20 protein-coding genes are annotated in these 20,224 nt (G+C 40.6%); 6 read left to right on the top strand and 14 right to left on the bottom strand.

The window, feature by feature from the left end; genetic code table 11:
• The first annotated feature begins 37 nt into the window (after positions 1 to 37).
• Together VF06_RS17740 and VF06_RS17735 are read left to right on the top strand one after the other, a co-directional pair.
• Positions 38 to 1,582 carry a hypothetical protein gene (locus tag VF06_RS17740; protein ID WP_099068444.1) on the top strand — a complete coding sequence of 515 codons (1,545 nt, stop codon included), beginning with the start codon at positions 38 to 40 and terminating at the stop codon, positions 1,580 to 1,582.
• 417 nt (positions 1,583 to 1,999) lie between these two features.
• Positions 2,000 to 2,188 (top strand): hypothetical protein, encoded by a 189-nt coding sequence (locus tag VF06_RS17735; protein ID WP_099068443.1) that lies wholly within the window; start codon positions 2,000 to 2,002, stop codon positions 2,186 to 2,188.
• 165 nt (positions 2,189 to 2,353) lie between these two features.
• Here the strand turns inward: VF06_RS17735 and VF06_RS17730 are convergent, their stop codons facing one another.
• The 9 genes from VF06_RS17730 to acpP all read right to left on the bottom strand — a co-directional run bounded on the left by VF06_RS17730 (position 2,354) and on the right by acpP (position 9,431).
• Positions 2,354 to 2,746: a hypothetical protein gene (locus VF06_RS17730; RefSeq protein ID WP_099068442.1), complete on the bottom strand. Its 393-nt coding sequence runs from the start codon at positions 2,744 to 2,746 to the stop codon at positions 2,354 to 2,356.
• A 331-nt stretch (positions 2,747 to 3,077) separates the two neighbouring features.
• Positions 3,078 to 3,785 (bottom strand): Uma2 family endonuclease, encoded by a 708-nt coding sequence (locus VF06_RS17725; protein ID WP_099068441.1) that lies wholly within the window; start codon positions 3,783 to 3,785, stop codon positions 3,078 to 3,080.
• A 64-nt stretch (positions 3,786 to 3,849) separates the two neighbouring features.
• Entirely contained in the window at positions 3,850 to 4,386 is a 537-nt protein-coding gene (locus VF06_RS17720; protein ID WP_099068440.1) for a hypothetical protein, read from the bottom strand.
• A gap of 12 nt (positions 4,387 to 4,398) precedes the next feature.
• Positions 4,399 to 4,809 (bottom strand): type II toxin-antitoxin system VapC family toxin, encoded by a 411-nt coding sequence (locus VF06_RS17715; protein ID WP_099068439.1) that lies wholly within the window; start codon positions 4,807 to 4,809, stop codon positions 4,399 to 4,401.
• A 5-nt stretch (positions 4,810 to 4,814) separates the two neighbouring features.
• Positions 4,815 to 5,108: a hypothetical protein gene (locus VF06_RS17710; RefSeq protein WP_096536298.1), complete on the bottom strand. Its 294-nt coding sequence runs from the start codon at positions 5,106 to 5,108 to the stop codon at positions 4,815 to 4,817.
• Between the two features lie 156 nt (positions 5,109 to 5,264).
• Positions 5,265 to 7,277, bottom strand: coding sequence for a transketolase (gene tkt, locus VF06_RS17705; protein ID WP_099068438.1), 2,013 nt, complete (start codon positions 7,275 to 7,277; stop codon positions 5,265 to 5,267).
• Between the two features lie 423 nt (positions 7,278 to 7,700).
• Positions 7,701 to 8,951, bottom strand: coding sequence for a beta-ketoacyl-ACP synthase II (gene fabF / locus VF06_RS17700; RefSeq protein WP_099068437.1), 1,251 nt, complete (start codon positions 8,949 to 8,951; stop codon positions 7,701 to 7,703).
• 7 nt (positions 8,952 to 8,958) lie between these two features.
• On the bottom strand, positions 8,959 to 9,162 hold the full coding sequence (locus VF06_RS39260; protein ID WP_143861718.1) for a hypothetical protein: 204 nt from the start codon (positions 9,160 to 9,162) through the stop codon (positions 8,959 to 8,961).
• A 14-nt stretch (positions 9,163 to 9,176) separates the two neighbouring features.
• Positions 9,177 to 9,431, bottom strand: coding sequence for an acyl carrier protein (gene acpP / locus VF06_RS17695; protein WP_099068436.1), 255 nt, complete (start codon positions 9,429 to 9,431; stop codon positions 9,177 to 9,179).
• Positions 9,432 to 9,687: 256 nt separating this feature from the next.
• On the opposite strand from acpP, the gene VF06_RS17690 reads away from it, so the two are divergent.
• Positions 9,688 to 10,596 (top strand): CoB--CoM heterodisulfide reductase iron-sulfur subunit B family protein, encoded by a 909-nt coding sequence (locus tag VF06_RS17690; protein WP_099068435.1) that lies wholly within the window; start codon positions 9,688 to 9,690, stop codon positions 10,594 to 10,596.
• A 282-nt stretch (positions 10,597 to 10,878) separates the two neighbouring features.
• Here VF06_RS17690 and lpxD read toward each other — a convergent pair whose 3' ends face one another.
• Positions 10,879 to 11,925, bottom strand: coding sequence for a UDP-3-O-(3-hydroxymyristoyl)glucosamine N-acyltransferase (gene lpxD / locus VF06_RS17685; RefSeq protein ID WP_099068434.1), 1,047 nt, complete (start codon positions 11,923 to 11,925; stop codon positions 10,879 to 10,881).
• A 153-nt stretch (positions 11,926 to 12,078) separates the two neighbouring features.
• Here lpxD and VF06_RS40925 point away from each other — a divergent pair, with 153 nt between their 5' ends.
• Positions 12,079 to 12,240 carry a hypothetical protein gene (locus VF06_RS40925; protein WP_180267461.1) on the top strand — a complete coding sequence of 54 codons (162 nt, stop codon included), beginning with the start codon at positions 12,079 to 12,081 and terminating at the stop codon, positions 12,238 to 12,240.
• Between the two features lie 57 nt (positions 12,241 to 12,297).
• Here the strand turns inward: VF06_RS40925 and VF06_RS17675 are convergent, their stop codons facing one another.
• Positions 12,298 to 13,029 (bottom strand): iron-containing redox enzyme family protein, encoded by a 732-nt coding sequence (locus VF06_RS17675; RefSeq protein ID WP_099068432.1) that lies wholly within the window; start codon positions 13,027 to 13,029, stop codon positions 12,298 to 12,300.
• Positions 13,030 to 14,528: 1,499 nt separating this feature from the next.
• On the opposite strand from VF06_RS17675, the gene VF06_RS17670 reads away from it, so the two are divergent.
• Entirely contained in the window at positions 14,529 to 16,577 is a 2,049-nt protein-coding gene (locus VF06_RS17670; RefSeq protein ID WP_099068431.1) for a PAS domain-containing hybrid sensor histidine kinase/response regulator, read from the top strand.
• 373 nt (positions 16,578 to 16,950) lie between these two features.
• Entirely contained in the window at positions 16,951 to 17,670 is a 720-nt protein-coding gene (locus VF06_RS17665) for a hypothetical protein (RefSeq protein WP_099068430.1), read from the top strand.
• Between the two features lie 152 nt (positions 17,671 to 17,822).
• Here VF06_RS17665 and VF06_RS17660 read toward each other — a convergent pair whose 3' ends face one another.
• From VF06_RS17660 to VF06_RS17650, 3 genes are all read right to left on the bottom strand, one after another.
• Positions 17,823 to 18,710 carry a hypothetical protein gene (locus VF06_RS17660; protein ID WP_099068429.1) on the bottom strand — a complete coding sequence of 296 codons (888 nt, stop codon included), beginning with the start codon at positions 18,708 to 18,710 and terminating at the stop codon, positions 17,823 to 17,825.
• Between the two features lie 48 nt (positions 18,711 to 18,758).
• Positions 18,759 to 19,268: a hypothetical protein gene (locus VF06_RS17655; protein WP_099068428.1), complete on the bottom strand. Its 510-nt coding sequence runs from the start codon at positions 19,266 to 19,268 to the stop codon at positions 18,759 to 18,761.
• 273 nt (positions 19,269 to 19,541) lie between these two features.
• The gene (locus VF06_RS17650; RefSeq protein ID WP_099068427.1) at positions 19,542 to 20,195 is read right to left on the bottom strand and encodes a class I SAM-dependent methyltransferase; all 654 of its coding nucleotides are present in this window, start codon (positions 20,193 to 20,195) and stop codon (positions 19,542 to 19,544) included.
• Positions 20,196 to 20,224 lie beyond the last annotated feature (29 nt).

Here is a 20,224-nt window from a genome sequence, read left to right as displayed (position 1 = left end):
AACTGGAAAAGAAACAAAATTTAATTTTGCAATCACAATGTTCCACAACAAAATCACCCAATATACTTCCAGGTTAACTTTTTCTTCTCCCTGGTTGATTATAAGTATTTTTGCTGCACTTGGTTTAATAGGTATTATTAACCATTCCATGTGGCGAGATGAACTAAATCCCTGGTTGATTGTCAGAGATAGCGAATCTTTTGGAAATTTAATTGCAAATATTCGTTATGAAGGTCATCCTGTTCTATGGTATTTTTCTCTGGCGCTTTTGAGAAAAATAATTGATGATCCTTTGATTATGCAAATTTTTCATTGGGGAATTACTGTCGCCTCAGTTACTATTTTCTGGTTATATAGCCCTTTTAATTATCAACAAAAATTTTTGTTTTCTTTTGGATATTTTACTTTTTACGAATATCTTTTAATTTCTCGTAACTATGCCTTTAGTATGTTATTTGTTTTTGTCTTTTGCACAATTTTTACATCGAGAAAAATAACTTACATTTATTTGGCTATTGTACTGGGCTTACTAGCAAATAGTAGTGCCTATGGTTTATTGGTATCATTTTCTTTGTCATTAACTTTGCTAGCTGAATTGTGTTTTGATAGCGAACATCGCAAGCAATATTTTAGCAAAAGTCAAAAATATGATTTGTTTTTAAGTATTTTTATTATCTTATTTTCTTTTATTCTATGTATTTATATTATTACTCCACCTACAGATAGTTACCTTTATGGCGGCTTAAACAATGGTTGGATAATGCAATTAGATTTTCGGCATTTTTTGAGAAGTATAGGTAGAATTTTTGGTAGTTACTTATTAATTATTCCTCAACATAAAAGATGGATAGATTTAATTATTTGTTCAATCATTGTTTTATTGATTGCAACTTTAACCTTGATTAAATTATCTAAAAAGCCAGTTTCTTTATTCTTGTACATAACAGGTAATTTTGTCATACTAGCCTTTACATACCTGAGATTTCCAGGTATGCCAAGGCATTTTGGACATTTCTATTTAATTCTGATAGCGAGTTTATGGCTAGCAAATTATTATCAAGAATCTCTAGGTTTATTCAATAAGTTTTCTCTTCGTCCAAATTTAATTAAATCTGTTTATAAATGGCATCATATTGTTTTGATGTTAATTCTTTACATCCACTTTTTGGGTGGTATTTATAGTTTTTCAAGAGATTTAGTTGTACCATTTTCTGCAAGCCGTCAAACAGCTCAATATATTAAAAAATCTGGATTAGATAAGGAATTTATTGTTGCTAGTCGAGATGCCAATATGGCTGCTTTATCGGGTTATCTCAATCGTAAGTTTTACTATCCTGAGCTTAAACAAATGGGAAGCTTCACCTTATTTAACAAAAATCGTCAAGATGTTGAAGAAACTGAAATATTAAACCAAATTAATTCTTTATTCCAAAATCAAGGAAACCAAAATAAAATTTTGTTAATTTTAAATAAAAAACTCAATATCAACCGCAATGATTTGAAAATTACTTGGATTAAAGATTTTGAAAAGAACTGGATCGATAGCGAGCGCTATTATCTTTATTGGGTAGATAAAGTATAGAGATTTTCACTTTCCACAATAAAGATGCATCCCTTTGACCACAAGAATGCAAAAGTGCTTTTTGCACTCTTACTCCATGAGCTGTGCTTACAAGGAACAATGAAAATGATCTTGGAAGGATTTTGCGTTGTTTCAGCCTCTATTTTCAAGCTAGGTCTATTGTTCCACAAGCAAAATGTATTCCCAAAACACCCAAAATTCAAGCTTTTGTATCCTTTGATGAGTTTACTGCTGCTGATAAGTAGCTGTGAAGGGTAAGCCTACTTTAAACTGGAATAATAGAGTGTGTGGTTAATTGACCTGGATTTCAGAGACTGAGGAGTTTAGTGATACCTTCTCGGTATTGGTGATGAACTACTTACCTTGTGTGGTAAAACTTAATTTAAATTCTGTCAGTTACTAACGGAGTTGGTGAGAATGAACTTTATACTTTTTGTCTTAGCAGTAGTTTATGTAGGCGGCGTTTGGAAATTTTGGACAGGGTTTGCACGGACTAATTTTAATCCAAGTTTGAGCAATCGTATTGGTTTATCTTTACTGTGGCCAGCTTTGTTTATTACTAATTCATCCTATCGTCGCAACTTTAGAAAGGCATTAAAGGGCTAGATTTTACAAAACAAAATTCAGTACACCCTACTTAACTTTCTTGGAAATCTAGTGTATTTCTTAATAAAGATGTAACCTACAACCCCCCTTTCCTACTAGGAAAGGGGGGTAGGTTCTACTCATCCTAAAAGGAGAGAAATTAGGGAAGGAATAAGTTCTTAATGTTTATTTGGTAAGGAGATGGATTGCTCCACCTACAGCAGCACCGTCAATAGCATTACCCAGGGTATCTTTGCGATCGCCAGTAATTACACCGGTCAATGCGCTAGCACCTGCGCCAACACCGATATCTTGAGCGGCGTTGCGGTTATTTCGATCCCTTCTGAGGCCGTTTGCACCATTTACAGCTGCACCAGTGGCACCACCCTTAACAGCATTACCTAAGAAATCACCATTTCCTCTAATCGCTCCGGTTACCACATTGGTAGCAGCCCCGATACCGATATCGCGTAGTACTCGATCGTCGGCAGCAGCTTGTTCAGCAGGTACTAAAGTAACACCGGCTAAACTTGCAGCCATGAGGCTGGGTAGAAGTGTGCGTTTTAGGATTATGTTCATTGTGTTACCTTCTCAAAACATCAAACAATTGAATAAAGTTCAAAGTTACTGGAGTCAGACAAAATCTGATTTTTTCGTTTGCACAACAGCAACTATTTCTTGTTTGAGAACACATACATCATGACATTTACAAAGTCATAATTACTTCTACTTAAAGCATGAAATTCTCCTCAGTCTAGAGAAAGCTTTGGCTATTTAGTAGGTAATTCTGGGGACTACCCATTGACAAAATCAACTAAATATGTAATAAAGTTTTCGGAGATGCAAGTTTGATTTGTAATGCTAAATCGGGTAGTGTTTACCGTATCTATCTCAAGGTATGCCAAAATATTTAAACTAACTCATCAGGGTTAATGTTTAATTCTCTGAGCTTAGCAGCCAAGCGTTCTGAACGCTCCCACCCTGTTTGTAGCAAATTACCTTCATTATCCCACCAGCGCAACCAAGGTAATTCGAGATTTTGATAGCGACCTTGCCAGATTCCCAATTCTACAGCCATTGGTTCAATGGGATAATGTCCGCGATCGTTGGCAGGTACTAGTTGATATTCGCCTCTGAGCAATTGATACACCTGGACATTAGCTTTCTTCACTTCATAAATGCCATAAAAGGGAACTCTAATTGCTTGCTCATAAACCCAAAGCTTACCTGTAATTGGTGTTTTATCTCGTTCTTCGTCACCATTACCACAGACAAATTCTAAGACAATTAAAGGTGCAACGTATTCTTGCCACAATACATAAGAACGGCGTACTTCACCATTTAAAGTCGGCGGGACATTTGGCACATAAAACCAGTCTGGTGCTTCGGCGTCTTTTTCTGTCGGTTCAGTAATTCGCCAATAGATACCACTATCTTGTCCAATGCAATATTGTGCATCGGGATGTAATTTCTGCAAGATTGGTTCAATAGAATCTGTCAGCAATATGCTTTGAGGATGTTCTTGCAGGTTTTTCACAAATTTGCCGTCAGATTCTGGTAGCTGAGTATGGTCTGGTAGCGTTGATTCAATGCCGAGTGGTGTTTGTGCTGAGGTCATGGGAACCTCCTAGATGTGGGGGGTTAATAAGTAATATGGCATTTTTTGTAGTTGGCTGCGGCGCTTACCAAAACAAATAAGAGTTTATTCTCTGTATATCAATCCCGTGAAAACAAATAATTACTACCAGCTTTACTGCCAGAGTAATCAAAAATACTCTAATAGCGTCAAACGAATTGACCCAAATCACACATCTAGGAAAAAAACCAATAGATAAAATACCAAGAGAAACATAACCAATTAAAGTTAAAGCAACAGTCATTAGCACAATACCAAATGTTAAGCCTGCTGCAAGTATAGTTCCAATTCTATCTTCAAGAATTAGCGCTACTATTGTTCCTTTAGTCAAGGCTAATACCAACCAAGAAAATATATTAATATAAAAATTATTTTTAAAAATCCACTGTATATTCCAAATAATAAGTACAGTCAAAATTACAAGTATGGCTCCTAATTTTATTCCTGTGATAGCTAAATTTAGATTACTAATTTCCTTCATTAAATGAATCGCTAGAGTTGCATTGATTACCCCAATTACAATTCCTCCGAAAAAAGTAATGTTTAATCGTAAATCTTTTTGAGGCAAAGAAGCATTATCCATAATACAAATTTTTTAAGAATCAGTTTGCGACCAGTTTTCTAAATTAATCCCCTGTACTCTCTGTAAATCATAATCATTAGAAACCAGAATTAAACCGCGTGCGATCGCAGTAGCCGCAATCAATATATCTTGTTCTTGTATCGTCAAACCCCTGCGTTGTAAATCCACATGAATCTCGCAAGCTTTTTCAATAATTTCTATATCATCCAAAAATAAAATTTCATATTTTCTAGAAAATGCATTAAAATCCGCTAGCTGCTTCGTGGCATTTGCATACAAAAGTCCTCTTTTAACTTCATAATAAGTTATGCAGCTGATAAAGACTTCTTGTCCTGAACGATTAGCATCTCGTAGTTTACTACCAACAGTTACATTTCTCCTTAAAATGTAACTAACAATATTTGTATCTAATAAATAAGTCACTGGCTCTATTTTCGTTTTACCGCTTCATCGTACATTTTGATTTGCTCCGGCGTCAAATCATTTAACGTACCAGAAACAGCTTCTACGACAAGAATCTTATCAATTCTACGTGTCAGTTCATGTTCAGTAATAGCTTTCATTTCTTCTGGTGTAAACTGCCCAAACATATTTACTAACATTTCTACCATTTCTTGTTTGTCTAATTTCAATTGATATAAATTATTATCTTGAAACAATTTTTCTACAATTGGTAATATTCGAGCAATTAAGACATTTCTTTGGCTTGAAATTTCCTGCATAACTTCCTCCCAATGATTTACTAAATTACTCCAATTATAAACAATTGCCCTCAGTGAACCTCTGCGCTTACCTTGGCGCTCCTCTGCGTTAAAAAACAAAAAAAGGCGGGCTTTTCGGCCCACCCCACAAAAGATTAAAAGAATATTCTGTTGCTATTAACCCAATAATTGCTTAGCTTTAGCTAACACATTATCAACGCTAAAACCAAACTTCTCTAAACAAACACCGCCAGGAGCAGAAGCACCAAAGCGATCAATAGTGACGGTATCGCCTTCAGTACCTACATACTTATGCCAACCGAAACTAGAGCCAGCTTCCACAGCCAAGCGCTTGGTAACGGCTTTTGGCAATACAGACTCTTTGTAAGCTGCGTCTTGTGCTTCAAACAAATCCCACGCAGGTAGGGAAACAACACGCACTTTCTTGCCTTCGGCTGTGAGTTTCTCAGCTGCGGTGACGGCGAGGCTCAATTCTGAACCAGTGGCAATTATAATCAACTCTGGTGTACCGTCGGAATCCACTACTGTGTAACCACCCTTGGCAACACCTTCAATGGAAGTACCTGCCAAATTGGGGACGTTTTGACGGGTGAATGCCAACAAAGTAGGAGCATTTTCCTTTGCTCTTTCAACTGCTACTTTATAAGCACCAGAGGTTTCTGTTCCGTCTGCGGGACGAAGTACCGTCAGGTTAGGAATAGCCCGTAGAGAAGCTAGGGTTTCGATGGGTTGGTGGGTGGGGCCATCTTCACCTTGTCCGATGGAGTCGTGAGTCATCACCCAAATCACCCCGGCTTGAGATAGGGCGGATAAGCGGATGGCAGCACGCATGTAGTCTGTGAAGATCAAGAAGGTCGCACCGTAGGGAATTAATCCCGAACCATGCAACGCGATACCATTACAGATGGCACCCATACCGTGTTCCCGGACACCAAAGTGGATATTGGGGTTTTGGTATTGCCCTTTTTGGAAGTCACCTTTACCCTTGATTTCGGTCAGGTTGGAGTGAGTCAAGTCAGCAGAACCACCGATTAACTCAGGTAAAACTGCTGCTAGCTTGTTGAGGCAGGTTTCCGAGTGTTTGCGGGTAGGCGCTGCTTTGTCTTCTGCTGTGTAGGTGGGTAGGACTTTATCCCAACCATCAGGCAGTTTACTGGTTACATAGCGTTCAAATTCGGCTGCTTCTTGGGGATACTTCGCTTTGTAGTCAGCAAATACTTTGTTCCACTCGTCTTCATAGCCTGCGCCACGTTCCACTGCTTTGCGTGTATGGTCAAGAACGTCTTGGGGAATTACAAATGGCTCGTATTCCCAACCCAAGTTTTTACGAGTCAGTGCTATTTCGTCTCCACCCAAAGCAGCACCGTGAACGCCGGCGGTGTTTGCTTTATTGGGGGAACCGTAACCGATGGTGGTTGTGACCTTAATAAAAGAAGGTTTATCGGTGACAGCTTTGGCTGCTTCAATTGCTTTGGCGATCGCTTCTAGGTCAGTGTTACCTTCTTTGACGTGTTGGATATGCCAACCGTAAGCTTCAAACCGCTTGGAAACATCTTCAGTAAATGCCACATCTGTGGAACCGTCGATGGAAATGTGGTTGTCGTCGTACAGAGCGATGAGTTTGCCTAATCCCAAGTGTCCTGCGAAAGAACAAGCTTCACCGGAAATTCCTTCCATGTTGCAACCATCACCTAAGATTACGTAGGTGTAATGGTCAACAATTTTGGCATCGGGTTTATTGTATTTAGCGGCGAGGTGTGCTTCTGCGATCGCCAAACCGACTCCGTTGGCAATTCCTTGACCTAGCGGGCCAGTGGTGACTTCCACGCCCTCAGTGACAAAGTTTTCCGGGTGTCCGGGAGTTTTTGATTCCCATTGACGGAATTGCTTGATATCTTCAATCGTTACGCTGTCGAAGCCTGCTAGATATAGCAGGGCATACTGCAACATCGAGCCATGGCCGGCGGACAAGACAAAGCGATCGCGGTTAAACCATTTGGGATTTTTGGGATTAAACCGCAAAAAGCGATCCCATAGTACAAAGGCCATGGGAGCCGCGCCCATCGGCAGCCCTGGGTGTCCCGATTTTGCCTTTTCTACGGCGTCAATAGCCAAGAAGCGGATCGAGTTAATACAAAGTTCTTCGAGGGATTGGGTTGCAACAGCCATAATATGATTGTTTTTAACGACGGGTTAGCACTCTTTGAGCTTCTCACTCTATGTTGGGTTGATTTTTCACTAGCTAACAGTTAACAGTTAACAGTTAACAGTTTTATTAATTAGGATTTGAGTTTCCCATATAAACGTGGTAACTGTTCATTGATAACTGACACCGATCAAAATTCCCACAGTATCATCATCATCCCATTCTCGATCGTCGATGGACAAGCGGGATGTCCTGAGTTTCTGGTGATAAATCAAGCTGATAATTGGGTCATCTTGAACCCTTGCCCCACATCAGAATGATATCTATGGTACTTTTGGTACTGGGTATGGGGCATGGGGCATAGGGCATGGAGAGATGAGAAAGAGAATAACTCCTAACTCCTAACTCCTAACTCCTAACTCCCAACTCCTAACTTCTAACTTGTTTTAAAGGTATTTCTTAAAGGCTAATGTGACATTATGACCGCCAAACCCAAAGGAATTGGATAGTGCCACTTCAACTTTTTGAGTGCGGCTAGAGTTTGGTACGTAATCTAGGTCACATTCTGGATCGGGATTTTCGAGGTTGATTGTTGGAGGAATTCGGTCGTTAGCGATGGCTAGTACCGTTGCCACTGCTTCAATACCTCCAGAACCGCCCAATAGATGACCTGTCATTGATTTGGTGGAACTGATTGCCACTTGATAAGCATGTTCTCCCAAAGCTTTTTTAATGGCTGAGGTTTCAGTTGAATCGTTAGCTGGGGTGCTAGTGCCGTGGGCATTGATGTAGCTGATTTGTTCGGGAGTTATTCCTGCATCCTTGAGAGCGAGTTCTATGGCTCTTGCTGCACCTAGTCCACCGGGTACGGGGGAAGTTATATGGTAAGCGTCACAGGTCATACCATAGCCAATCATTTCGGCATAAATGTGAGCGCCACGAGCGATGGCGTGTTGCAGTTCTTCTAAAATTAAAATCCCTGCACCTTCACCCAAAACAAATCCGTCGCGATGGCGGTCAAAGGGGCGGCAAGCATGTGCTGGGTCATCATTGCGGAAAGAAAGTGCCTTACAGGCAGCAAATCCAGCCACAGACAATGGTGTGACAGCCGCCTCTGTACCGCCACAAATCATTGCTTGGGCATATCCCCCTTGAATTAAGCGAAAAGCATCTCCGATGGCGTTGGAGCCTGCGGCGCAGGCTGTAACAGCACAGGAATTTGGCCCTTTAGCCCCTGTGTGAATTGCTGTGAGTCCTGCTGCCATATTGGCAATCATCATCGGTATCATAAATGGACTACAGCGATCGGGGCCGCGATTGAGGTAGATAGTTTGCTGGTCTTCTAATACTTTGATGCCACCAATGCCAGAACCGATCATGACACCCACCTGTTCCGCGTTTAAGTCATTGATAACTAACTGCGCGTCAGATATAGCTTGTTTTGCTCCCGCAACCGCAAATTGGGCAAATCGATCCATGCGCTTGGCCTCTTTGCGCTCCAAGTAATCATGTGGATCGAAGTTTTTCACTTCACCAGCGATGCGGCAGTCATGGCGAGATGCATCAAAAAATGTGATGTAGTCAATGCCATTGCGTCCACTCAGTAATCCATCCCAATATTCTGTTGCTGTGTTACCAATAGGTGTAATCGCGCCAACACCAGTTACAACAACGCGTTTACGTGTAATATCTGTCATGATTCAGTTAAAGGTGGCGAAAAAGCGAAAAGTCGGTGCGCCGGCGTCCAGCGTATGAAGTAGCGATTCGCCGTGCTTGTGAGGGTCTGTCTGCGGCAACGCCAAGGGCGAACAGAACTTTGAATACGAAGCAGGCAAATAATTTGAGATTAGCAACTAGGTACTGGTGACTAGGTGCAAGAGAAAAATCTTCCCAATCCCCAATCCCCAATCCCCAACTGTCAGTTAAGCTGATGTGGTAACTTTGTTGCTAATGTAATTTACAGCGTCTTGGACTGTTAAAATTCCCTCGGCAGCTTCGTCGGGAATTTCAATATCAAATTCTTCTTCCAAAGCCATTACTAATTCAACCGTATCTAAGGAATCCGCACCTAAATCTTCCATAAATGTGGATTCTGGTTTGATTTCGGTATTCTCGTCAAGGCTAAGTTGTTCGGCAACGATTGTTTTAACTTTTTCAAAAAGTTCCGTTTGGCTCATGGATATCAAGTCCTTAACTAATTGCTAGAATCTGCTCATTATAGGAGACATTTTTTTGAGCATATACATCTTATCGTCAAGCGCGATCGCCCGTACACTGCCAACGGTTTTTCTGTTAGAAAACTGCTGCCCCCTCGGTTTTCTTTGAACAGCTCAACAGTAGGGTGCGATCCGCCATCACCAACACCATGTAAATGCTTTTGTTTACTGATTGATTATTGTCTAGAGCGATCGCTCTAATCCAAACTATAGTTATATGCTATCTCAGACACTGAAATACGCTTACTTTCCTGGCTGTGTTGCTCAAGGAGCATGTCGAGAACTTTATCAGTCAACTCAAGCCCTGACTCAAGCACTGGGCATTCAACTAGTTGAACTCAAAAAAGCCGCTTGCTGTGGTTCTGGCACTTTTAAAGAAGATTCCCAACTCCTGGAAGATACAGTCAACGCCAGAAATATTGCCCTAGCAGAAGAATTAAATCTGCCGTTACTTACCCATTGCAGCACTTGTCAAGGTGTTATCGGCCACGTCAACGAACATCTCAAGGAATGCCAAACTAGCAATCCTAGCTACATCGAACGAGTTAATGGCTTGCTGCACCAAGAAGGCTGTTCGCCTTATCGCGGTAGCACTGATGTCAAACATCTCCTCTACGCCTTGGTAACAGATTACGGTTTAGAGGAAATTACCAAACGCGTGACTCGGAAATTAACTAATTTAAAATGCGCGGCTTTTTATGGCTGTTATCTTCTCCGCGCTCAAAAGTCCATGCCCTATGATGACCCTTTCCAACCAGAAGCAATGGAAAATGTTTTTCGGGCGGTGGGTGCAACACCAATTTATTACCAAGGTCGGACACAATGTTGTGGTTGGCCGCTTTCTAGTTATGCCACTACCCAATCTTTCAAAATGGCAGGGATGCATATTCAAGAAGCCTTAGCTGCTGGTGCTGACTGTATAGTGACACCTTGTCCTCTGTGCCATTTAAATTTAGATTCCCGCCAGCCAGAGGTAGAAAAGGTAATTGAACAACGGCTAGGTTTACCAGTGTTACATTTACCCCAGTTAATAGCTTTGGCTGTTGGAGTCAGTCCCAAAGAACTGGGTTTAGAGCGTCACGTTGTTTCTACAAAGCCAGTGTTAGAGAAATTGGGCTTTTTTTGATGGTCAATAGTCATTAGTCCTTTGGTAATAGACCTGCTTTAAAAATGGGGACTGGGGACTAGGGAGATGGGGAGATGGGGAGATGGGGAGACTAGGGGACTAGGGAGATGGGGAGATGGGGAGATGTAGCTTTAGCTTCTCTTTGAGAGACGCTAGCGCGAACCCACAGGGTGGGAGATGAGGGAGGCTTTTGAGGTAGGGGAAGAATAACTCTTAACTCCTAACTCCTAACTCCCAATGCCCCATGCCCTATGCCCAATGCCCAATGCCCAATGACTTCTACTAGCTATTGTTAAATTTACGTTGCAATTCTTTCAATGATTGATAAATATCTGGCAAACGACTATAAATAGCAGATACCTTGAGATATAACTTATGGGGAACTGCGGGAGTTCCAGAGATGATTTCCCCTGGTGGAACATCGCTGTGAATTCCAGTTTGAGCGGATGCAATTGCCCCATCTCCGATCTTCACTTGATTGGCAATTCCCACTTGTCCAGCTAAAATAACGCGATTCCCCAGTTTGACACCCCCGGCCATGCCGGCTTGACCTGCGATGGCACAACCAGCACCAATCTGGCTACCATGACCGATTTGCACTAAGTTGTCGATTACTGTGTTGCGGCCTACCCGTGTTTCTCCCACCGCTGGGCGGTCAATGCCGCTGTTGCAGCCAACCACTACACCATCTTCTAAGATTGTGTAGCCGGATTGTTCCATTTTGAACCAACCAGTGCGGGTGGGAACGAAACCAAAGCCTTCTGCACCGATGACAGCGCCACTATGAATTACGCAATCTGCACCTATTTGTGTGCGTTCGTGAATAGTGCAATTGGCGTGTAAGATAGTGCGATCGCCTATTTTCACATCTGGATAAACCACCACATTCGGATGGATAATTGCGCCATTACCAACTTCCACCCCTTGTTCAATCACAACGTGAGGGCCAATATAAACATCGTTACCAATTTTGGCAGTGGAGTGAATCACAGCGCTTTGATGAATTTCTGGGAGTGGGCGATATGGCTGGTAAAAAATTGCGATCGCTTTAGCAAACAATAATCGTGGTTCTGGAGTGCTGAGCCAAACAATACCACGCTCTTGGGCCACGGCCTGTAACTTTTCATCCTGGGGCAAAATTAAAGCGCTAGCATTGGTCTTGGCAATGGAAGATCCAAATTTTGCTCCCTCCACGTAGCTGAGATTACCGTTATTAGCCTCATCAATAGCCGCTACTCCGGTAATTTCTGGATCGTGCTTTGGATTGACACTTAAGCTATGACCCGTAGCTGCATCGCCAAACTGGTGTAGGATTTCGCTGAATTTCATTAGTAAAAAACGCAAATCTAGTTCTAGGGTTATTACATGAGTAACACGCTAAGATACCATTGCGTTTGTCAATCAGCAATTGTACTGGAAAAATCTCAAAAAACCACACACTGTGATGAGAATTAGGGTGTGAGAGGTGGGGGGATGGGGGAGATGTGGTTCGACTTCCCTACGAGACGCTACGCGAACGCTCACCAACCGGGAGATGTAGCTTTAGCTTCTCTTTGGGAGACGCTAGCGCGAACCCGCAGGATGGGAGATGAGGGAGATGAGGAAGACAAGGGAGACAAGGGAGACAAGCAGAATAATTCTTAACTCCTCACTCCTCACTCCCCACTCCCCAGTCAACAGTCAACAGTCCCCAATTCTTTTTTAGCTTCGCAAAGTTAACGCTTCTTTTTCTAGGTTCTCATCCATCCAAGAAAACATATCAGCAATTGATTTAACCATATCTTGAACTCCATCACGAAAGAGTTCAATATCTTTCTCTGACTTGATGTAAAGTTGGGTAACTTGAATCAATTCATCGGTATGTTCTGGATCTAAGTGACAATGGATATGAAAATATTCAATTGTATGGTCATCAATCCCCTTAAAGATTTTGCGAAGTCCTTCGATATATTTGCTGAATATAGCAGGTAGAACTTGCTCTATTGCAGCAAATCTTCCTAAAGAACGCACTACAGGTTCATCATCGCAAAACTCAAATTTCTTAAAGCGTAATGCTGGAATGAGAAATGCTCCATCATTTGCATTCACATCAATTTTAGGACAATCAATACCTTTCATAAAGCGCATAAAAAGCGCTACGTGAGCTAGGTCTGGCTTCAGCTGTCCATGCTCTGTAAATGCATTTTCTAGCATAATGGTTCTAGCATAGTAACTATCCATTTTTGACGCAACTTTCAAAAAAGCCATATTGAATCTATTTGAGCCAGGTAGCATTTTCATCGCAAACTGGCGGATTGCGTCTTGTGAAAACTCTCCTTTACCAAAACGTTGTACAAAGGGATGCAAAGATAAATCCTGTGCAGTTGTTACTTCTAATAAAATCTGGTGGAGTTGCTTGGATATTTGAGGATCTGAAGAAAGAATTGTGGCCATTTTTTTGTTTAACTGTGGGTTGTTGTTGATGCTGAATTGTCTAATTTGTTGCCAATTAGGAAGAATTAATCACGCAGTTTGCATAGCAAAAAAATGCATATATTTATAACTATGCTTCAGACTTTTATTTGCAAATAATCACAAAAAACTAGAGTCTTGAGACTTTTGGTAAGTATTAATATTGACATCACTGCATCGTAATTGAGCGTAAATCTCCAACTTGATACTTTCCAAAAATCCAAATTTTTGGCTAACTAAACCGTAGTGTTAGTTTTACCGAGCAATTGGCTACGCCTTTAAGTAAGACAATTTCAGTATAAGCTCGGTTTTATTCCTGAATAAAATATTAATATGTATTTTTTTTATACGCAAAAATAAAAATTTATATTGACAAAATCTTTATTTTTTCAAATTATTTATTAATTTTGTATAAAATTATAATTTAATTTCTGTATTACAACGGATTACTAAGTCTCAAAATACTCTGAAATTTGCCATAAAAGTCAATATATTGAAGAAAGTTTGGATAGTCTGAAAGACCGACGATACAAGGATATAAGATGTAGAATATAAGATTTATCCTTAGTTAAATATACGTGATTTTCTATTTTTCTATTGCCTGGACATAACTTGTCTCAATAATTCACATTGGTGGTTAATTTATGAGTGCAATCTCAGAGGTGTAGTCATTTTATTGACAAAATACTAATATTTTGGCTTTTAAAGAATAAAAGAGGCGAAATAATTTTATATTAGGCATATTTCCGAGTATTTAATAAAGATAGCTTGATTTTTTTCTAGTTTTATCAACTTGTAACTCAAGATAGTTTATGCTGCAATAAGTGAAACACATATTTAATGAACATAACTTTTCGCATATCTAAAGCAATAGATATTTTGGTGTTGGCTGTAGAGAGCCAGTTGCGAAGAGAGTGGGTTACACGTTAGCTAAACCAGGGAATCCATTCAACCTACTGGCTCTTGTTGATCGTTGAAAGTTAACCCTCAATAGCAAAGAAAAAGGGTATAGGGTGTAGTAAAAATCAGTAGAAGCTTGAATGCAGGAAAAAATTGGGAATTAAAAATGTCAAATGAAAAATTAAATCTGTTTCAGTGATTAATTTTTAATTTTTAATTTTTACGTTTCGGAGGTACATGTATCAAACAGACGATTCTTCTTTCCCTCTATACGCTACACCCTGCTACCCACAACCTTTTCCTGCTTAACAACACGAGCAACTGTATAATTTCAAACGATAATCGGTTACCTTTGAAGATTTTGGTATTTCCATAATCTAGGTAAACAATGTTTTTAGGTATTAAAATTGAAACAGCAAGGATTGATTATAGCAAGGCAGAAAAAGGAACTGCTCTAATGTAGATTTAGACAACTTTTCTACTCCTGTATCAAGACTTGTAATTGTCTGGCGTAATTACAGCAATAATGTAGAAAAGCAAACCGTCCAATAAAGCAAAACCAAGAATTACAACATGATGTTATGCAACGTCAGCAGATAGATAAGTTGCTACGTCAAGCTCACGAAGATTTAGAAATACGAGTTGAGGAGCGCACCGCTGAGCTTTCCCGTGCTAATGCTCTTTTGCAACAGGAAATCCTTGAACGACAAGCTGCGCTAAGGGAACGACAACGTGCTGAAGAAGCATTGCAGCAAAGCGAAAAGCTTTATCGTCAGTTAGTTGAGAGTCAAACTGACGTGATTGTGCGGACAGATTTACAAGGAAAACTAACTTTTGCTAACGCAGTTGCTTGTCAAACATTTGGCTTCAAGTTGGATGAGTTACTTGGTCAGTCGTTATACAATTTTTTCCATCCAGATGATTTAGCTCAATCCCTGGAAAACATGGCAAGTTTAGCATCTCCACCATATTGCTTGAGGGTTTATGAGCAACGTGCATTAACAGTTAAAGGTATTCGTTGGTTTCAATGGAATGTGACTGCAATTACAGACGATCGCCAGCAGGTGACTGAAACTCAAGGAGTAGCCAGAGATGTCACTGAACGCAAGCAGGCGGAACAGAAAATCTCTGAACAAGCAGCTTTACTAGATATTGCTACTGACGCAATCTTAGTTCAAGATTTCCTATTTCAAATTTTATTTTGGAATCAAGGCGCAGAGCGTCTCTACGGCTGGCAAGCTTGTGAAGTTATCGGTAAAAATCCTGAAAAACTTTTATATAAAAAAACTTCACCACAGCTAAAAGTAGCTCTCAAAAATGTGATTGAGTTTGGCTCATGGCATGGTGAGTTACATAAAGTTACAAAATCTGGTAAAGAAATTATCACAGAAAGCCGCTGGACACTGATGCGTGATGAAATGGGGCAACCCAAATCCATCCTCACTGTTGACACCGATATTACTGAGAAAAAACAACTCCAAGCTCAATTTCTCCGCGCCCAGCGCTTAGAGAGTCTTGGCACCTTGGCTAGTGGTATTGCCCATGACCTCAACAATATATTGACGCCAATTATGTCCTCTTCTCAAATGTTGGCGCTGAGACTTCCCAATCTCGATCCACGCAATCAGCAATTGCTGAAGCTTTTGGAAGATAACTCTAAACGTGCAGCTGATTTAGTCAAGCAAATTCTGACATTTGCACGCGGAGGATTTGAAGGCAGAGGTGTTTGTTTACAAATTGAATATCTGCTGTTAGAAATTGAACAAATAATTAATAGCACCTTTCCCAAATCCATCAAAATTAGCAAGAATTTACCCAAAGAAAACCTTTGGACAATTTTGGCAGATCCGACTCAAATACACCAGGTATTAATGAACCTGTGCGTCAATGCTCGCGATGCAATGCCCAAGGGGGGCACACTATATATTGGTGCAGAAAATCTTTTTGTCGATGAAAACTTTGTCAGAATGAATTTAGATGCTCGCGTCGGCCCATATGTAGTTATAACCATCAAAGATACAGGAATTGGGATTCCGTCGCTGATTTTAGATCGAATTTTTGAACCTTTTTTTACAACTAAAGAATTAGGCAAAGGTACAGGATTAGGTTTGCCTACTGTGATTGGCATTGTTGAAAAACATGGTGGTTTTGTAAATGTCCAGAGTGAGGTAGGCAAAGGTACTCAATTTCAGGTTTATTTGCCAGCTATCAAAGAAAGAACAACGCAGGAAGTAGATAAATCAGAATTGCTTAATGGTAAAGGAGAGTTGATTCTGATTGTAGATGATGAAACTGCCATTCTGGAAATCACAAAAACTTCTCTAGAAGACCATAACTACAAAACTTTCACGGCTAGTAATGGCATTGAAGCGATTTCATTGTACGCAGAACACAAAAATACGATTAGCGTAGTGTTGATGGATATGATGATGCCATCAATGGATGGGTTAACTACTATCCGCATCTTGCAACAGATGAATAAACAAGTTAAGGTTGTTGCCATCAGTGGTATGACTTCAAACAGTGAGCTTGCAGAAGTTACTGAGGTTGGCGTGAATGTATTCTTGCGTAAGCCCTACACTTTCCATGAATTATTACACGCTATTAACAATGTCTTAAGCAAGCCATAGTTTGGAAATTAGAATTTAAATTCTATTTCAGTTGTGAAAAATATCGGTGTTGACTGTAAACGCTTAACAGTCAACATTCCTAACATGTAATATTTCAGAGACAATTTATAAAGTAAATCTTAAGTAGTGGCGTGTCAAAGCTAAAATGTTGCAATAAATTTTATTGTAGGATGGGTGTCCTCACCCGTCCGGGGAGGCAGGATGCCCACCCCACAAGAGTTTACTAATGCACTATTTTAGCCCGGTCACACCCTACATTAATCTTATTTTCACTTTAAGAAAAACTTCTCACAAATTATTTGGGATTGCTATGTGCCAATTTGTATAATACACGATATTGCAGCAGGCATCCTTGACTCTGGATTTTCAGAAAATGCTAAGACTTTATCATTTATTAGTAGGTTTTATTTTGGTGTTATTAATCCCGGTAGGAGTAAAATTTGTTCTGCCACAATTTTCTGGAACCAAAGCGCCACATTCTCCTGCTGTATCAAAACTTGCCAACCTTGGTGAGGGAAATATCTGGCAGAAAATTCTTGGAAATACTGCTGCTCCAACTAACTGGCAAGTTGCTACTTGTAATGGAAATGCGCCCTTGTTATGTATTTCCTCTAAGGGAAAAGTTTTAGGTACAGTTGAGATTAACGTTTACCCACTAGAAAAGATTCCAGATTTTCAAAAGAAACTTGTAGCTGCGGGTGTTCCAACGAATTCTCAAGTTGACTACCAAAGTTCTCAATATCAAACTCAAGTATTGACAGCACTCAAGGGTTGGGTAGCAGACAAATATGCTGCTTTTACCAAAGATCGTCAAGTTCAATATGGAAGAGACATTATTTTTTCAGACTACCCAACGCAACCAGCACCAGTGGGTAAGCTTCAGGGAATCCGCTATGGGTTTGCTGGACTTAACCAACAAGGTGGAGTACAAGAGCAACATATCGGTTATGTTGTCTTTGACGGGGCTAGACTTTACGTAATTACCACAGCCTTTGATTCCGGTACGCAAACAGGTAAGTTTGAAAAATTAGAAAATTTGGCTATTTTTCAACCTTATTTAGACGCGATCGCCGCAGATTTGCGTTTGCCCTAATGGGCATGGGGCATGGGGCATGGGGCATGGGGCAGAGGGGAAAAGGGGAAAGATGAAATTTATTCCTTTTCCCTTTTCCCTTTAACCTTTTCCCCTACCTCAAGAACCTCCCCTACTCCCTTACCTCCTTATCTCCCCACTCCCCCATCACCTTAGATCTCAGCCACCGCCCGTTCAATTAAGCGACGTGCCAAAGTTTGCGTACCTGTGTGTTCGTAATAATTCGTTGCCACATCTAGGAAGGCCGCCAGGTAGTCTAACTTGTCATCGGCAATATCAGCAAAAGTTTTCAAGTTGTGGACAACTTTTTGTGGCGTTAAATTATTAGCGTTAACTAACCCACTCATCCAACCTTTAACTGAGTCAAAACTTTCGCCGATAAAATTGAGTTTACTGCCAGCATTGCTGCCTGGAATTACATCTTTGATGTTTTGGAAAGTTGAGTTTTGCTCTAACTCTTGCGGATTTGTTTGATTCAGCCCGGATATTGCTTTACTGATGAAATCTGGGCCTAGAGGTATCAAGCCATCAACACAAACCAATGCCACCATGCGGATCAGTGACTCACCACTATACTCTCCCAAAGACGCAACAAAGTCTCCAATACTGTCTCCAGGAATGCCGTTAATTTGGCAGAAAGCTATTAATTCTGCAACTAATTTCAGTGTCAAATCGATGGTTTGGGCTTTGTCAGGTTTTGGAGTAATGGAGTTTAAAAAACCCAACAAAGGAATTTTCTCGCCAACTTTGTTAGCCAAAGCTGCTGCACCAAGGGCTTTATCTGTATTATCAACGGTTTGATATAGCCATAAAGCAGTTTGATAACCTTGAGATTTATCGTTGAATAGATAAATTGCTCGTTCGCCAATTTGTTGAATTAAATCTTCGTCGGTTTCCAGAGTCACTGTTTTAATAGTGTTCACAAAGCCGACGGTATTTTGCCACTGGCCAGGAGCAACAAAATCTAAGGAATTTAACAGAGAAACAGTTAAGCCACTGGTTGGTAATTCATCAACCAACTGAAAAATCGATTTGCTCACAAAAATCTCCTGATTTCAGATTTATTATGTTGATTTTGGCAATGCGGCTCAATTCAGTTTCGCTAAACCGCTGAGATTAAATTTTTCTATCCAATCTGCGCGATCGCTAGCTGTAAATGACGGATCGCGAGAAAGTACTTTTACTTGGTATTTACCTACTAAAATTGCTGTTTGCGTGTTACCTAGTTCTACTGCCGGATATCCACCAATTTTTTTGGTGCTTTTCGAGAACTTTGCTGCTGTTGCTGGTGTGCTGCTGGTATCGGAAATAGACAACAATGCAACTTCTTTACCACCTTTTTTTAACTTCAAATTGGCAAAACCTTTTTTCTCTTGGGTATAAACGCCTTGGTAGCCATCACTAGCTTTAGGAAAAAATTTGTTAAATTCGCTACCTTGAGTTGCCGTTTTAGCTACAGCTTGACCGCTTTTTTGCTTACTACTCTCTTGCTGGGCCTGGTCAAAACGTCCCGGTGTTTTTGCAGTACAAGATGTTGTCAGTAGTATTACTGAAAGCAACAACGCAGCTAAAACTTTACGCCCACGGTGTAAACTCATGTTTTGATTCTCCTGATACTTAAGCTTTGAGGCAATTATCTGCGGTGCTAGTGATTTTGACCCAGAAAATTTACTTTTTGATAATTATTGTGGGGGATTGGGAGTTGGGAGTTGGGAGTTAGGAGTTAGGAGTTGGGAGTTAGTTATCCTCTCTCTCTCTGCCTCAAGAGTCTCCCTTGTCTCCCTTGTCTCCCTTGTCTCCCTTGTCTCCCTTGTCTCCCTTGTCTCCCTTGTCTCCCTTGTCTCCCTTGTCTTTATATTGTAAAAATTGCTTCAACTGCCAGAAGTGCGGTAAGCGATGACGGCATAAAATGGATCTCCTCCAGGTGCCCCTAGCCATTGTAGAAAATTCGGTAATGTTGATTTATGAACGATAACTTCTGGGGTGGTAAATCCTGGTACAGAGGCGAAGTAATTCTTGACTAATTCCACTCGTTGTGGTTTTGAAGCTTCCCGCCAAGCTTGAATTGCTTTTTGAAAGAACATCCGGTTGGAAAAGCTGATAATGGCGATACCACCGGGTTTGAGGATGCGGTGAATTTCAGAAAATATTGCTTCTGGATATTGGATATATTGCACAGATACGCAATTGAGAACTGCGTCAAAATCTTCATTTGGCAAAGGAATCTGGGGATTTTCGTTGAGATTTTGCACAAAATAATGATTGAAGCGGGGATTGCGTGCTAGTTCTTCGGTGTTGAGTCCGTGTCCCTCGATGTGGGAAAATTGAATCTCTTCTGGTAGATGGGAAACCCAGCTGCTCATCATATCAAAGATGCGGGTGTTGGGTTTGAGGCGATCGCGGTATAAATCTGTTAGCTGTTGAATAAATCCCTCATCAACATGGGTGACGAAGCGCGGATAAGCATAAAATAAGCGATCGTCTGTGTCGTCTAATTTTAGGCGTTGATTCGGTCTTAGCTGCATAAATCTCTCGTGTAGATAACTTTTTTCCA

This window comes from Nostoc linckia z4, assembly GCF_002608075.1.
GTDB lineage: Bacteria > Cyanobacteriota > Cyanobacteriia > Cyanobacteriales > Nostocaceae > Nostoc > Nostoc linckia.
This window is presented reverse-complemented; position numbering and strand designations above follow the sequence as displayed.

Excerpts from the sequence above, each read along its gene's own strand:
- VF06_RS17740 (WP_099068444.1), top strand. The coding sequence starts at position 38 with ATGTTCCACAACAAAATCACCCAATATACTTCCAGGTTAACTTTTTCT.
- VF06_RS17735 (WP_099068443.1), top strand. The coding sequence starts at position 2,000 with ATGAACTTTATACTTTTTGTCTTAGCAGTAGTTTATGTAGGCGGCGTT.
- VF06_RS17730 (WP_099068442.1), bottom strand. The coding sequence starts at position 2,746 with ATGAACATAATCCTAAAACGCACACTTCTACCCAGCCTCATGGCTGCA.
- VF06_RS17725 (WP_099068441.1), bottom strand. The coding sequence starts at position 3,785 with ATGACCTCAGCACAAACACCACTCGGCATTGAATCAACGCTACCAGAC.
- VF06_RS17720 (WP_099068440.1), bottom strand. The coding sequence starts at position 4,386 with ATGGATAATGCTTCTTTGCCTCAAAAAGATTTACGATTAAACATTACT.
- VF06_RS17710 (WP_096536298.1), bottom strand. The coding sequence starts at position 5,108 with ATGCAGGAAATTTCAAGCCAAAGAAATGTCTTAATTGCTCGAATATTA.
- tkt (WP_099068438.1), bottom strand. The coding sequence starts at position 7,277 with ATGGCTGTTGCAACCCAATCCCTCGAAGAACTTTGTATTAACTCGATC.
- fabF (WP_099068437.1), bottom strand. The coding sequence starts at position 8,951 with ATGACAGATATTACACGTAAACGCGTTGTTGTAACTGGTGTTGGCGCG.
- acpP (WP_099068436.1), bottom strand. The coding sequence starts at position 9,431 with ATGAGCCAAACGGAACTTTTTGAAAAAGTTAAAACAATCGTTGCCGAA.
- VF06_RS17690 (WP_099068435.1), top strand. The coding sequence starts at position 9,688 with ATGCTATCTCAGACACTGAAATACGCTTACTTTCCTGGCTGTGTTGCT.
- lpxD (WP_099068434.1), bottom strand. The coding sequence starts at position 11,925 with ATGAAATTCAGCGAAATCCTACACCAGTTTGGCGATGCAGCTACGGGT.
- VF06_RS40925 (WP_180267461.1), top strand. The coding sequence starts at position 12,079 with ATGTGGTTCGACTTCCCTACGAGACGCTACGCGAACGCTCACCAACCG.
- VF06_RS17675 (WP_099068432.1), bottom strand. The coding sequence starts at position 13,029 with ATGGCCACAATTCTTTCTTCAGATCCTCAAATATCCAAGCAACTCCAC.
- VF06_RS17670 (WP_099068431.1), top strand. The coding sequence starts at position 14,529 with ATGCAACGTCAGCAGATAGATAAGTTGCTACGTCAAGCTCACGAAGAT.
- VF06_RS17665 (WP_099068430.1), top strand. The coding sequence starts at position 16,951 with ATGCTAAGACTTTATCATTTATTAGTAGGTTTTATTTTGGTGTTATTA.
- VF06_RS17655 (WP_099068428.1), bottom strand. The coding sequence starts at position 19,268 with ATGAGTTTACACCGTGGGCGTAAAGTTTTAGCTGCGTTGTTGCTTTCA.
- VF06_RS17650 (WP_099068427.1), bottom strand. The coding sequence starts at position 20,195 with ATGCAGCTAAGACCGAATCAACGCCTAAAATTAGACGACACAGACGAT.